The sequence below is a fragment of the Salinarchaeum laminariae genome (assembly GCF_023204835.1).
Lineage (GTDB): Archaea > Halobacteriota > Halobacteria > Halobacteriales > Salinarchaeaceae > Salinarchaeum > Salinarchaeum laminariae.
Genome location: NZ_CP096270.1, coordinates 2,053,460 through 2,066,635, shown reverse-complemented (window position 1 = coordinate 2,066,635; position 13,176 = coordinate 2,053,460). Strand labels below are relative to the sequence as shown.

Sequence of the window (13,176 nt, the reverse complement as noted above, 5' to 3'; positions counted from 1 at the left end):
TGTTAGTACAGCTCCTGGAGTTCCGCGGCGACGTCGTCTTCGATCTCCGAGACGAACTCGTCGGCCTCGTCGTCGGGGGTCGTACCGATTCGGTTGAGGCGGTTGACGGCGTCGATGTCCGTGATCTCGTCGATCGGGACGCCAGCGTCGAGGGCCTCGAACGCCTCGTCGTTGAAGGTCTGGATACCCTCGAGGATGCGGAACGCCTTCTCCGGCGGGCAGAACGTGTCCACGTCGTGGAGCGCGTTCTGCTGCAGGAACGCTTCGCGCAGGTACCGGGCGACCTCGAGCGTGAGCTGCTGGTCAGCCGGGAGCGCGTCACGTCCGACGAGCTGGACGATCTCCTGAAGTTCGTCCTCCTCGTCGAGAGTGTCGATGGCCCACTGTCGTACTTCGGGCCAGTCCTCGTCGACGTTCTCGACGAACCAGTCGTCGAGCTGGCTCCGGTAGAGCGAGTAGGACTCGTTCCAGTTGATCGCCGGGAAGTGCCGGCGCTCTGCGAGGTCGGAGTCGAGCGCCCAGAACGTCTTCACGATCCGCAGGGTGTTCTGGGTGACCGGCTCGGAGAAGTCACCGCCAGGCGGTGAAACCGCGCCGATCGCGGAAATCGACCCCTCGTCGCCGTTGATCGTCTCGAACTTGCCGGCACGCTCGTAGAACTCTGCGAGTCGTGCTGCGAGGTATGCGGGGTATCCCTCCTCACCGGGCATCTCCTCCAGTCGGGAGGAAATCTCGCGCATGGCCTCTGCCCACCGTGAGGTGGAGTCGGCCATCAGCGCGACGTCGTAGCCCATGTCGCGGTAGTACTCCGCGATCGTGATTCCCGTATAGATACAGGACTCACGAGCAGCGACGGGCATGTTCGAGGTGTTGGCGATGAGACACGTGCGGGCCATCAGGGGCTTCCCGGTCTTCGGGTCCTCCAGGTCCGGGAAGTCCTCGATGACCTCAGTCATCTCGTTGCCACGCTCACCACAGCCGATGTAGACGACGATGTCCGCGTCGGCCCACTTGGCGAGTTGCTGCTGGGTGACGGTCTTTCCGGAGCCGAATGGGCCCGGAATCGCCGCCGTCCCGCCCTTGGCGAGCGGGAAGAGACCGTCCTGAATGCGCTGTCCGCTGACGAGTGGCTCTCGCGGCGTCCGCTTCTCCTCCGCGGGACGCTGCCGTCGAACCGGCCACTCCTGGCGCATCGAGATCTCTTCGCCGCTATCCAGCTCGACGACGGTCTCTTCGACGTCGAAGGAGCCGGAGTTCGCTGCGACGACCTCGCCGCCTTCGGATCGGGGCGGAACGAGTACCTTGTGTTCGATGCTCTCGGTTTCGGGAACCGTTCCGAGGACGTCGCCGGGCTCGACCGCGTCACCCTCTTCGACCGTCGGCGTGAACTCCCAGGTTCGATCGAGATCGATCCCGGGGGCGTCGACGCCGCGGTCGAGGAAGGCAGAGCCCATCAGCTCCTCGAGCTCGTCGAGCGGGCGCTGAACGCCGTCGTAAATCGTGTCCAGCAGACCAGGGCCGAGGTCGACGGAAAGCGGCGCTCCCGTGTTCTCGACGGGTTCGCCGGGGGCAACACCGGAGGTCTCTTCGTAGACCTGAATCGTCGTAATGTCACCCTCGATCTCGATGACCTCGCCCATGAGGCCCTCGGTACCGACGTAGACGACGTCGTTCATGCGGGCCTCAAGCCCGGTCGCGGTGACGACCGGGCCGCTGACGCTCTCGATCTGCCCGTCCTCGCGAACGGAGTCAGTGTCAGTTGTCGTACTCATTGTGTGTCAGTCCATCAGGTCGATACCGATGGCTCGTTTGATCTGGTCGCGCAACGCTCCCCCGCCCGCGTCACCGCCGATGGTGACGACGACGGGTTCGACGCTCGTCTCGACGGCCTCGCGGATCTCACGCGAGAGGTGTTCGAGGTCATCCTGGTGCATGACGACGATACCGACGCCGTCGTCTGCCAGGGTGTCCTCGACCGCATCGTCGAGATCGGCCGGTTTCTCGTCGTCGGGAACGTTCGCGAACCGTCGGACGCCGGCGAGCCGGAAGCCGGTCGTGAACTCGGGACTGCCGATGACTGCTATCTCCTGGCTCATTGGATAACCAGCTCCTCTTCGATCTGTTGCTGGTCGAGCCCGACCTCCTTGCCCCGGGCGATGGCGCGGATGTTCTCGACCTCGAGTCGCTTCGCGAGGACGTAGGACATCACGGCGGTGATCGACACCGGGTAGACGTTCGAGAGGTGGTCGGTGTACTCCTGGAGCGCGGCGTCGAGCGCGTGCTCGAACTCGATGAGGCTGTCTGCCTCGCGCAGTTGGTCCAGCGCACCGGAGAGCTCGTCACCGTACTCGCTGTCACGGAGGATCTCGACGAGTTGGTCGGGATCGCCACCGATCGTACGCAGTTCGTCTGCGCTGAACAGATCCCCGCCCTCGATGACGTAATCGTCCGGGTCGATGTCGGCACCGCTCCGGGCGACGCGGAGTGCGTTCCGCGCGTTCAGGAAGTCGATCTCGGCGACGAGGAACTCCTGATACAGTGCGAGTGGCCCTTCCTGCTGACGGGTGTCGTCGACCTCGGCGAGCAGTTCGGAGTAGAACGCGCGATCGACGGCGTTCTCGAGGGGAATCAGCACCTCCTCGTTCTCGAACTGGTCGTAGGCGGCGACGAGTGGCTCCTCGAAGAGGGTCCCCTCGAGGGCCTCGACGATCGCCTCGATCGAGTCTGCCTCGACGATACGGTCGAGAACGGTCTCGTCGAGCTCGCCAGCCTGAATCAGGTCATCACGGATCTCCTCTGGGGACGAACCGGAGTAGACGCCCCGAATCGCGGTTTTCACGTTCCAGGCGTCGTAAAACCGGAGATAGCGGACGATCTGCTCGTGGAGTTCGCCCTCGGACCAGCGAAGCAGATCGTCGAAATGCTTCGCGAGATTCCTGTTGAGCGCGTACTCGATGAGGTCCACGCCGTCGTGGCGGGACGCCAGCGCGTTGATCTCCGTCTCGTACTCCGACTCCTCCATGAACCGGGCGATCCCGCCCGGGCCCATCCGAACGAGCTTCCGATAGTCTTCGTCGTCGAACAGCGCCGCACGACGCGATCGAACGCGGGCGTTGACGAACTCGGGGTTCGAACTTCCGCCCGTGTCGCGAGTCGTGCTGGTAGGTGTCATTGCTCGAACAGATTCTCGCTGACAGTCTGAAGGTTGTCCTCCCAGACGTCATCGAGGATCGAGTCGAAGGTGTTGTTGATGCGCACTCTGGACGCCTCGCTCTCGACGACGACGCCGCCGAGGCAGTCGTACTCCCCGGCCTGATCGAAGCCGTCGTACTCCGCACACAGCGACGCGACGAGTTCGGCGTCGTCGGGTCGGCAGTACACCGACACGTCGTTGCCGGCATCGAACTCCGCTGCCGCTGCGTCCAGTAGTGCTGCTGTCAGTTCCTCGCGGCGTTCGCCCTCGAGCGCAGCCAGCTCCGCCTCGACGCGGTCGTGAACCCGCTCGAGTAGCTCTCGACGGGCTTCGAGGCGCTCTTGCTTGGCCTCGAGCTCGGCGGCAGAGAGGCGCTGCTCGCGCTCCTGCTCGATCTCGCGTTCGACCGATTCCTCGGCCTCATCGCGAATACGATCCGCGTCCTCGCGGGCCGCCTCGAGGAGCTCCTCCGCACGCTCCTCGGCGTCCTCGCCGATCTCGTCAGCGCGCGCGTGGGCTTGCCCCTTGATGTCCTCGACGACCGTGTCAAGACTCATTGTGGAAAACGGTCCTCGTTACGGGACGACGAAGATGGTCACGAGCGCGATAATGATCAGCGTCTCCGGAAGCGCAGTGAAGATGAGCCCCGGAACCAGGTTGTCGCTGTCCTCGGCGACGGCGCCGACTGCGGCCGAACCGATCCCACGCTGGGCATAGCCCGTACCGATCGCCGCAAGTCCGACCGCGATAGCGGCCGCACCCTTGTTGTTGAGGAACAGCTTCTGAACGCTTTCCTGCTGTAGTACGATGCTCGCAGCGTCGATTGTGTCGATCATGGATTGAGTTTACGTAGTGCTCTCAGTCGAATCTCGATCCGAACCGAACGGATCGTAGTTCTCCCCACTGCCCTCATAAAACTTCCCAAAGAACTCGACGTACTCCAGGCGAATAGCCTGAATCATGGCGCTTACGCCAATCGCGAGTACGACGAGGTGGCCGATCAGCAACACCAGCAGCCCACCGATTTGGCCGGCTGGGCCTGCGTGCCAGAGCCCGGAGAACACGATCTCCGCGCCCTCGTGAGTCTCGGCGTAGTGAGGGCCGTGGTCAATCATGTAGTGGTACGCTCCCTTCTCGTCCTGGTAGGCACCGAAGTACAGCATGTTCACGACCAGCGCCATCCCTGCCTTCGAGAGCAACACCGCGGTCAACCGGGTGTAGGATAGCGTGTGTGCGAACGGCTGTGCGACCTCCGGAAGCTCGTGGGTCGGACCCACAGCCAGGAGGACGATGCCCAGAACGAGCAGCCCGATGCCGACGTAGCCGATGCTCGGCGCGAAGCCGGCAAAGCCGAACGCGAACGGGTGGCCGTCGAACGTCGTGAAGAGGAGTTCGGGTTTCGTGCCCTCGAGGTGGGTGCTGAACACCCACACCCAGATGCCAGTCAGCATCGCGAGCCACGAGCCCGACTCCAGCACGGCGTCTTTCAGTCCGTGCAGCGTGTAGTTGTCGACGAAGTCGAAGATCCACCCGATCGTGAGGTGGACCCAGCCAGCCAGGACCGCGACGACGAGCCAGCCGGTGGCCCACTCGCCGTAGCTAAGCCCTTTCCGGAGTGGTGGATGACCGCCCCAGATCCACTCGCCGAGCTGGTGGAGCCCGAAAATCTCTCCGTAGAACACGCCAAAGACGATCGTGAGAATGCCGGCCCAGACGACGACCATCCCGAACTGCTGGATGGCATCGCTGTCGAACCGGCGCATGGCGAAGAGCCCGATCAGGGCGTAGACGGCGCCATATCCGACGTCCCCGATCATGAAGCCGAAGAACACGGGGAACGTCAGGAAGAGCACGATCGTCGGATCGAGCTCGGAGTAGTTCGGGCGACCGACAGCCCCGACGAGCACCTCGAAGGGCGTCGTCGGTTCGGGATTGTCCTGCACTGTCGGAGGATCGTCGGGAACGGTGACGACGCCGCCATCGGCGGCCACCTCTTCGTCCGACGCCTCGCTAGCGGCACCGGCGCCCGCTGCGCCCGCCGCTCCAGTCGAACCGTCGCCGTGAGAGTCGCCAGTTGCGTCGTCGTGGTTGGCGACAGCGCCGTGTCGGTCGTACTCGGCGCGTTCGAGTTCCTCGAACTCGATCCGGTCACCGACGGCGTCTCGAAGGGCGCCCTCGACGGACGCGAGGTCCGACGTCGGGATCCACCCCTCGGCGACGAAGCTGTTCTTCGTCGTTGCAAAACGCAGCGGCGCCTCCGCCTTCTGCACCTGAGTGGTCAGATACTCCTCTGCGGCGAGGAGGAACCCACCGACCTTGAGTTTCAGCTCCTCGAGATCGGCGGTCAGGCTCTCGAGTTCTGCCTCGAGTTCTCGGCTCTCGTGGCGGAGCTCTTCGACGACCTCTTCGGGGGACCCGTCGGTGTCGGGTACCTCGAGACGCGTGAAGTCGACGCCGACGAGCGGATCTGCGACGGCGTCTTCGTGGTCGACACCCTCTGCGGGAGCGACCGCAGCAGCGACGACGCCGTCGCCGCCAAACAGCTCGACGGCGCGGACGTCCTCGGACGCTCTGTACGCGTCCCGGACGGCGCCCTCGTCGCCCTCACCGACCACGACGCTGATTTCGTCGTAACCCGTGAGGAGGTCGAGATCGATGCCGAGCCGCGCAAACGGCTCGAGCGCACCGATCCGCTCCTCGAGCTCCCGGCGCTCCTGACGGAGCTCCTGGCGACGGTCGTCGAGTTCGTTGACCTCGGATCGGACCGAGGCGAGTCGCTCCTCGAGCGACGACGGGTCGAACCCGTGCTCGGGTCGTACCTCCGTCGCGTCGAGATCGAGCGTACTCTCGAGTCCGCGGACGGTGACGAGTCGCTCGGAGGCCTCGTCGGCCCCCTCCACGGGATCCCCGTTGTCGAAGGAGTCCCAGGACCCATCGTAGTCCGTGAGGTGGACCCGATTGAGTTCGTGCATGGCCTCGATGACCTCGTCCATAACGGACTTGGAGCCGGTCACCGCGACCTTGCTCATCCGCTCAGGTCTGAGCATGCACCGCCGTCTCTACAAGATCGAGGACGTCGTCGACCACGTCGTCCAGGCGCTCTTCAGCAGCGGCTTCGAGCTCCTCCCGGTCGTCGCGGCCGTCCTCGAGAATTTGGTCTCGCTCCTGTTCGATCTCCTCGCGGGCAGCCTCGAGTCGTCGCTCGCGCAGATCGCGCGCCTCCGCCTCCGCATCCTCGCGGATCTCCTCGGCGCGCTCGCGGGCTTCCGCGAGGCGCTCCTCGCGATCAGCCTCGGCCTCTGCGACGATCTCGTCAGCCTCCCGCTCGGCCTCCTTGACACGTTCCAGAACTTCTGGCCTCGGCATATGCGATACGCAGCCGTGAGTTGTCAGGACCCGCTTATACCGGTTGCGAAAGACCTCGGTGGAAGAAACTGGAGCCGGGCCTCCCACAGCCTCTACCGGTGGAACCGCATAGCCAGCGTTATGGCGACCCTCTCCGAATCCAATGGCGATGGGAATCCTCGAGGACAAGGGTCGGGCCCGGCTGTTTTACAAGTACCTCTCGCGGATCTACGATCGGATCAACCCGTTCATCTGGACGGAGTCGATGCGGGACGACGCGATCGACCGCTTCGACGTCGACGCCGATGATCGCGTCCTCGACGTCGGCTGTGGGACAGGCTTCGCGACGCAGGCCCTCGTCGAGGAAACCGACGATGTCTATGGACTCGACCAGAGCCCTCACCAGCTCGAGCGAGCCCTCGGGAAGCTCGGCGACGACGATCGCGTCGAGTTCGTCCTCGGCGACGCCGAGCGACTCCCCTACGAGACCGACAGCTTCGACAAGGTCTGGTCATCCGGATCGATCGAGTACTGGCCCGAGCCGGTCCAGACCCTCCGCGAGATCCGACGCGTCTGTCGGCCCGGTGGAACCGTGCTGATCGTCGGACCGAACGAGCCGAAATCCCGGATTGGTCGCGCACTAGCGAACGCGATCATGCTCTTCTACGGCGAAGCAGAGGCCGACAGGATGTTCGAGGCAGCAGGGTTCGAGGAGGTCGAGCACTGGACCGACGGTCCTTCCCACAAGCCGGACGTCGCAGTCATTTCGATGGCCCGCGTTCCCGAGTAACGGAACGAACAGCTACCCGCCGACGATTCTGGCATCGACGCGTGCTGGCGACGCGAATGAGAACAACTCAGTGAGATCGGTGGGCTGTACGGCCCGACGGCTCTCAGCCAGGGTGTACGCATAGCGAGGAGATTGCTCGACGACCGGCCGGTTTCGACGCGGCCTAGTTGCTCTCGGCCTGGTACTGCGTCGACCACTCGATGGACGTGCTCACTGCAGCGTCGTCCGACGCGACCGAGACCACCGGCGATTCGTATGGGAGCACGACCCAGGCAGTTCCGTTCGTGCCGGTCCTGGAGACGGGCGTGCCTCCGACGGCTACAGAGACGTTCGAGACCGGCTCGCCGTCTTCCGTCACGGTTACTTTAGCGGGCCCGCTCGGATATGTGGGTTGAACGGCGAGCGTGAGGTTGCCCGCGGTCGTCTCGGACGGCTCCTCGATCGGCAGATCACCGTCGAGTTCCATTCGCTGGTACTCCCAGAACACGTTCTGTGAGACAGCGTCGATGTAGCTGCGGAGCGTTCCGTGCTCGTAGCTGGCCTCCCCCTCGCCCAGTACCAAGTAGAACTGCCCGATGACGCCGTCAGAACCCCTTCCTACCGTCGTGAAGTCGTAGTTCGAGGCGTACTGTGAATAGAGTTCATTCTGGGTGAGATCGAACGCCTCGCTATAGGTGATCCCCTGCTCCGGCCCATCAACGAGCAGGTCGTCCCTGTTGGCCTCGCGGTGGTATGTGCCATCCTCGATCATCGAGAGGACGGTTCCGTTGCGGGAGACGGACACGTAGACGCGCTGTGGCGGACTATCACCTACGACCACGTCACCCAGGTACGAGCGAACAGGTCCCTGTCGGGCGATTAGACTCCCCTGAAGCGCCCTGATCTGCGCAGCGACACCGGTTGCAGATACGTCGTCGGCGAGTCCGTCCGCGGCGGTGGGCGCGATCAGGTCAGCAGTCTGTTCTAGCTCCTGGGCGCGTTTGTGGATGCTGACGAGTTCGATCAGAAAGCCGCGCTCGCTCAGCTCTCCGTTTCGGTAGGCGATTCGGGCGGATCGTTCCTCGGATCGAAGGCCCTCGACGTCCGTTTCGAGATCGTCGACGGCCTCCTGCAGGACGGATCGTTTTGCTGCGGTGCCGTCCGCGCTCTCGAACCGTTCTCGCAGAAGGTGCCGCTGGTAGGCACCCTCGAGGTTCGCGCCACTGCCGTCGAGTGCAGCGGCCGCTTCCGCCCCGATGACTACCGATCCGTGGCTAGTTTGTCCGGGGAGCACCACCCGTTCTGGCAGCGCGAGGTCGCCTGCAGGCTGTGGCTGGACCGTGTGTCCAGTGGCGGCACCGGTCGCCGGCGAATCGGCAGCGAGCTGTGGGCCGGCCGCGCCGGGCGCCGCCATGGCGAGCAGAAGCACCAGACAGGTGACGACTGCGATCCGCGGTCGCGTGGAGGGGACCATTGCACGAGCGTATACACACGGTCCTCATAAGCTAACCGACAGTGCTCCATGTGAACCGACCGCAGTCCCACGGCGGTCTGCGCGATCGTCGCTTCCGGCATCCGCACGAATAGAGCCGATATTCTCCCAGGAGGACGATGCAGATGCCACGAAACCGTTTCAAACGGCTTCAGACGTTTTATTGGCCATAGAAAACATTTTGCCCCCGGATCGTGGATGCGGTGGTATGCGGACCACCGCGGCCGCCCTGACCTGCTGCCTCCTGATCGTCGCCCTCACGGGAGCGACGGTCGTCTCTGGCGCGTCCTCCACGCCCTCCCCAGTTGCGAGCGACAGCGGCGTCGATCTCGCCCCGATTCAGTCCGGAGATACGTCGAACCTCACGAGTCCCGAGACGATAGAGATCGAGATCCAGTCCGACGGGGACGCTCGATTCGTTCTCTCGAAGGAGTTCCCTACTGCGAGTGAGAACCAGAGCGCGGCGTTCGATCGCCTCGCTGCCGAGTACGAGAACGGCGAGCACGGCCGTCTCGGCTACGGAACCTACGTGGAAATCGTCGACGATGTCGCTGCAACGACGGGGCGTTCCATGGAGTTGGTAGAGAACGGTCCACGGACGACTCGAGACGGCGACGACGTCGGTACGCTCGAGTATCGGTTCACGTGGACGAACTTCGCGACCGTCAACGAGGCCAATCTCACCGTCGGCGACGCCTTCCACACGGGCCAGGGAATCTGGCTCGGTGGACTGTCCAGCGGCCAGCAGTTACGTATCCAGGCGCCAGAGGGGTACTCCGTCACCGAGAGCCCCTCCGGTCCCCAGATCGACGACGACGCGCTGGTCTGGGATGGACCGGTCACCTTCGAGGAGGCGGATCTCCGCGCGACCTTCGAGGAATCCACCAGCACCTCGACCTTTGGCATGACAATCGTGCTCGGCCTCGTCGTCGCCCTGATCGTGCTGACGGTACTGCTCTTCGGGTGGCAAGTCCTGAGCGACCGTTCCGACGACGACCGCTCCGACGATCTGCTCGACCGCGCAGGAGAATTTGTCGCCGCCCTACCAATCCTCGGAGAGCGCCCAACGCGCGACGAGCAGCCGAACGGCGGGACGGACCACGATAGCGCGTCGTCGAGCGCGAACAGCGGGACGACCGCCGTCGCCGACGCTGAACCTTCGCCGGCAGCCGACGCCACCGAACAGTCCGCTTCCCAAGAGACTGAGACCAGTAACGGCGATGCGGAGGGCGAGTCTGTGGACCCAGAGCTCCTCTCCGATGAGGAACGAGTCCAGCAGCTACTCGAGGAAAACGGTGGGCGGATGAAGCAGGCGAACATCGTCACCGAGACCGGCTGGTCGAACGCGAAGGTGTCCCAGTTGCTCTCACGCATGGACGAGGAGGACCGCATCGACAAGCTCCGGATCGGCCGCGAGAACCTCATCACGCTCCCGGACGTCGACGTTACGGACCCGGAGTGAGAAGAACGGCTCTGTCGTTTACTCCGACGGAAGACTTCCGATAACGGACGATAGTGTGCAGAATCGAGGCATTACGCGTGAAGTTGCAACTCTCGTAGGGTTGCTTCCAGTTCCGCAAGGATTTATCTCCCGACCGCCCCAGATTTGAACCATGCAGATTCTGGTAACGGTGAAGGAGGTCGGCCAGCTTGGCGACGAAGTCGTCATCGAAGACGGCGAAATCGCCGAGTCTGCTCTGGAGTACGACCTCAACGAGTGGGACGAGTACGCGCTCGAATCCGCCGTGCAGCTGTCGGAGGCCTACGACGACGTGGAGGTCGTCACGGCGACCATCGGGCCCGAGCGAAGCGACGAAACGATCCGGATGGCCCTGGCGAAGGGCGCAGATCGCGCCGTCCGAATCTGGGACGACGCGCTTACCGCGGATGGGGCCGGTGACGAGACGCCAGCAGACGGTCTTCTCGACACGCGCGTTCGAGTCGAGCTCCTCTCGGCCATCGTCGAACGCGAAGAGCCGGATCTCGTCCTCTCTGGGGTCCAGTCGGCCGACGCGGCGTTCGCCTCAACTGGCGTTGCACTTGCAGAAGAAATCGACGACGCGTGGGCGGCCGTCGTCAACGATCTCGAGGTCGATCCCGACGCCGGCACGGCGTCGGTTCATCGCGAGCTCGAGGGGGGCATCGAAGAGCTGACCGACGTACCACTGCCCGCAGTGCTGACGATCCAGACCGGAATCAACGAACCTCGCTACGCGAGCCTTCGAGGAATCCGGCAAGCACAGTCAAAGGAACTGACGGTGCTCGATCTCGACGATCTCGGGATCGGAACCGACGCAGTCACCGGAGCGCTCGAAACGACCGCACTTTACGAGCCAGAGACCACCAGCGACGCGACGATCTGGGAGGGCGACGCCGAGTCGACCGCCGGGGAGCTCGCTGCATTCCTCCGTGATTCGGGGGTGATCGAGGGATGAGCGACGTTCTCGCAGTCGCGGAGCATCGTCGCGGCGATCTGCGACCGATCAGTCACGAACTGATCACTGCAGGACGAGAGCTCGCGGATGCGACCGGCGGAGAGCTCCACGTCGCAGTGATCAGCGGCGACGTCGAAGCCTTCGCCGACTCGCTGAACCGGGAGGGCGTCGACGCAATTCACACGATTACCGACGGCGAGGAGTTCAACCACGACCTCACCGTCGAGAGCCTCGACGCGCTCTGGTCCGCTCTCGACGCGAGCTATCTCGTCGCGCCGAACTCGGTCAACGGGCTCGACTACGTCCCCGCGATCGCACAACGTCTCGATCTCCCGCTCGTCACCGACGCGATCGGGCTCTCACTCGAGGACGGGCTCGAGGTCACCCGCGAGCGATACGGCTCGAAGGTCGAGACGACCGTCGCAGTCGCCGACGATGCCGGCGCTGTAGTCTCGGTTCGCGACGGCGAGTGGCCGCCCGCAGAGGGCGTCGGGGATGCGACCGTGGAGTCCTTCGATCCCGGTGTCGACGAATCGGCGATCCACAGCACCGTCACGGGCTTCCAGGAGGTTGGCGCGGGCGACGTCGACATCTCAGAAGCCGACTTCGTCGTCTCGATCGGCCGCGGAATCGAGGAAGAAGAGAACCTCGAACTGATCGAACGGCTGGTGGACGCGACCGGCGCGACGCTCGCGGCCTCCCGGCCGGTCGTCGACAACGAGTGGCTCCCGAAGAACCGGCAGGTTGGCCAGTCAGGCAAGACCGTGACGCCGGACATCTACATCGCGATCGGGATCTCCGGCGCCGTCCAGCACGTCGCCGGGATGAAGGGCGCGGAGACGATCGTCGCGATCAACACCGACCCCGACGCGCCGATCTTCGACATCGCTGACTACGGGATCGTCGGCGACCTCTTCGAAGTGGTGCCCGCGCTCATCGAGGAGTTCGGCGGCGAAACGGCCTGAGAACGCACAGTTCGGTCGATTTTTGCTAGACTCGGTTTTCCGTGTACTGTACGATAGGCCGGCAATTCTCGAAGAAACAGCAGAGCGAACGCGAAAAAGGTCCGACGGCCCCGGGCGTTCGAGGTCTCGAAATCCAACACCTGCTGGCCGGTATCGGGCTTTACTCGGTAACCAATACGGCCGCAGAAGAACGAGTTCCAGGCGCTCAGTCGTCGCGAAGATACCAGCCGTCCTCGTCGCGATCGACGATTCCCTGTTCGGCGAGAGCGACGAGTCCATCCTCGACGACGGCTGGCGGGGCGTCCACGGCCTCCGATAGCTCGGTGGTGTCCATCGGTTCATCGGCGAGTCGGACGAGCAGATCCGCGTGGAGTCGGCCATCGCTGTCGGCGTCACCGTCGACGGCGTCGCAGAGCTCCTCGACAGTCTCGGTTATCCGCCCCTGGACCCAGCGCTGGGCCATGGAGAGCTCGTTCTCGAGGTCCTGCAGCTGACTCAGCTCCGTCGCGAGCTCGCCAGGGTTCTGGCCGCCATCTTCGAGCGAGACGTCGACGGTGAGGTAGCGCCAGGCGGTAATGTCGAAGCTCCGGCTCGCCGGATACGCGCTCTTGGCGCCAAACTCGTATGGCGAGACGTTGACCTCCAGCCTGAGATTTCGCGAGATATGGAAATATTTCCGGCGACGCTCGTCCATCCTGCTCTCGACGAGCCCCGCCTCCTCGAGCTTCCGGAGGTGGTCGATCACGGCCTTCGGGCTCACGCCCAGATACTCACTGATCTCCGTCACGTAGCAGGGCTTGCGGGCGAGGAGGCGAAGGATACGGCGGCGATTTTCGTTGCCCAGCAGGTCCAGCAGCGCGGCGGAGTCCATCTACTCGTAGTTTGCGACCCTGGCGGCAAAAGGGTGTCTGCACGGATCGTGCGAATCCCACGAGTGCGACGACTCCTGACCGCAGGACAGAGTTACTCTGCGGCCA

13 protein-coding genes are annotated in these 13,176 nt (G+C 64.1%); 4 read left to right on the top strand and 9 right to left on the bottom strand.

The window, feature by feature from the left end; translation table 11 throughout:
• Window positions 1-2: 2 nt before the first annotated feature.
• Genes MXF70_RS09645 through ahaH form a run of 7 tightly spaced genes read right to left on the bottom strand, consistent with a single transcriptional unit; the run spans window position 3 to window position 6,559 of the window.
• Entirely contained in the window at window positions 3-1,772 is a 1,770-nt protein-coding gene (locus MXF70_RS09645) for an ATP synthase subunit A (protein WP_248515427.1), read from the bottom strand.
• 6 nt (window positions 1,773-1,778) lie between these two features.
• A complete protein-coding gene (locus tag MXF70_RS09640; protein WP_248515426.1) occupies window positions 1,779-2,096 on the bottom strand; it encodes a V-type ATP synthase subunit F in 318 nt (105 codons plus the stop codon).
• Entirely contained in the window at window positions 2,093-3,172 is a 1,080-nt protein-coding gene (locus tag MXF70_RS09635) for a V-type ATP synthase subunit C (RefSeq protein WP_248515425.1), read from the bottom strand. The genes MXF70_RS09640 and MXF70_RS09635 overlap by 4 nt, the downstream gene beginning before the upstream one ends.
• Window positions 3,169-3,750 (bottom strand): V-type ATP synthase subunit E, encoded by a 582-nt coding sequence (locus MXF70_RS09630; protein WP_248515424.1) that lies wholly within the window; start codon window positions 3,748-3,750, stop codon window positions 3,169-3,171. Before MXF70_RS09630 ends, MXF70_RS09635 begins: the two co-directional genes overlap by 4 nt.
• Window positions 3,751-3,768: 18 nt before the next feature.
• Window positions 3,769-4,029 (bottom strand): V/A-type ATP synthase subunit, encoded by a 261-nt coding sequence (locus tag MXF70_RS09625; protein ID WP_248515423.1) that lies wholly within the window; start codon window positions 4,027-4,029, stop codon window positions 3,769-3,771.
• Between the two features lie 9 nt (window positions 4,030-4,038).
• Window positions 4,039-6,222, bottom strand: a complete 2,184-nt coding sequence (locus MXF70_RS09620) for a V-type ATP synthase subunit I (protein ID WP_248515422.1) — start codon at window positions 6,220-6,222, stop codon at window positions 4,039-4,041.
• A gap of 4 nt (window positions 6,223-6,226) precedes the next feature.
• On the bottom strand, window positions 6,227-6,559 hold the full coding sequence (gene ahaH, locus MXF70_RS09615; RefSeq protein ID WP_248515421.1) for an ATP synthase archaeal subunit H: 333 nt from the start codon (window positions 6,557-6,559) through the stop codon (window positions 6,227-6,229).
• A 148-nt stretch (window positions 6,560-6,707) separates the two neighbouring features.
• Here ahaH and MXF70_RS09610 point away from each other — a divergent pair, with 148 nt between their 5' ends.
• The gene (locus MXF70_RS09610) at window positions 6,708-7,328 is read left to right on the top strand and encodes a methyltransferase domain-containing protein (protein ID WP_248515420.1); all 621 of its coding nucleotides are present in this window, start codon (window positions 6,708-6,710) and stop codon (window positions 7,326-7,328) included.
• A 163-nt stretch (window positions 7,329-7,491) separates the two neighbouring features.
• Here MXF70_RS09610 and MXF70_RS09605 read toward each other — a convergent pair whose 3' ends face one another.
• A complete protein-coding gene (locus tag MXF70_RS09605; protein WP_248515419.1) occupies window positions 7,492-8,781 on the bottom strand; it encodes a DUF7096 domain-containing protein in 1,290 nt (429 codons plus the stop codon).
• A gap of 226 nt (window positions 8,782-9,007) precedes the next feature.
• Between MXF70_RS09605 and MXF70_RS09600 the strand changes: the two genes are divergently transcribed.
• The 3 genes from MXF70_RS09600 to MXF70_RS09590 all read left to right on the top strand — a co-directional run bounded on the left by MXF70_RS09600 (window position 9,008) and on the right by MXF70_RS09590 (window position 12,199).
• Window positions 9,008-10,261: a helix-turn-helix transcriptional regulator gene (locus MXF70_RS09600; protein ID WP_248515418.1), complete on the top strand. Its 1,254-nt coding sequence runs from the start codon at window positions 9,008-9,010 to the stop codon at window positions 10,259-10,261.
• A gap of 151 nt (window positions 10,262-10,412) precedes the next feature.
• Window positions 10,413-11,234, top strand: coding sequence for an electron transfer flavoprotein subunit beta/FixA family protein (locus tag MXF70_RS09595; protein WP_248515417.1), 822 nt, complete (start codon window positions 10,413-10,415; stop codon window positions 11,232-11,234).
• On the top strand, window positions 11,231-12,199 hold the full coding sequence (locus MXF70_RS09590) for an electron transfer flavoprotein subunit alpha/FixB family protein (protein ID WP_248515416.1): 969 nt from the start codon (window positions 11,231-11,233) through the stop codon (window positions 12,197-12,199). Before MXF70_RS09595 ends, MXF70_RS09590 begins: the two co-directional genes overlap by 4 nt.
• 205 nt (window positions 12,200-12,404) lie before the next feature.
• Here the strand turns inward: MXF70_RS09590 and MXF70_RS09585 are convergent, their stop codons facing one another.
• Window positions 12,405-13,070, bottom strand: coding sequence for a metalloregulator ArsR/SmtB family transcription factor (locus tag MXF70_RS09585; protein WP_248515415.1), 666 nt, complete (start codon window positions 13,068-13,070; stop codon window positions 12,405-12,407).
• Between the last annotated feature and the right edge of the window lie 106 nt (window positions 13,071-13,176).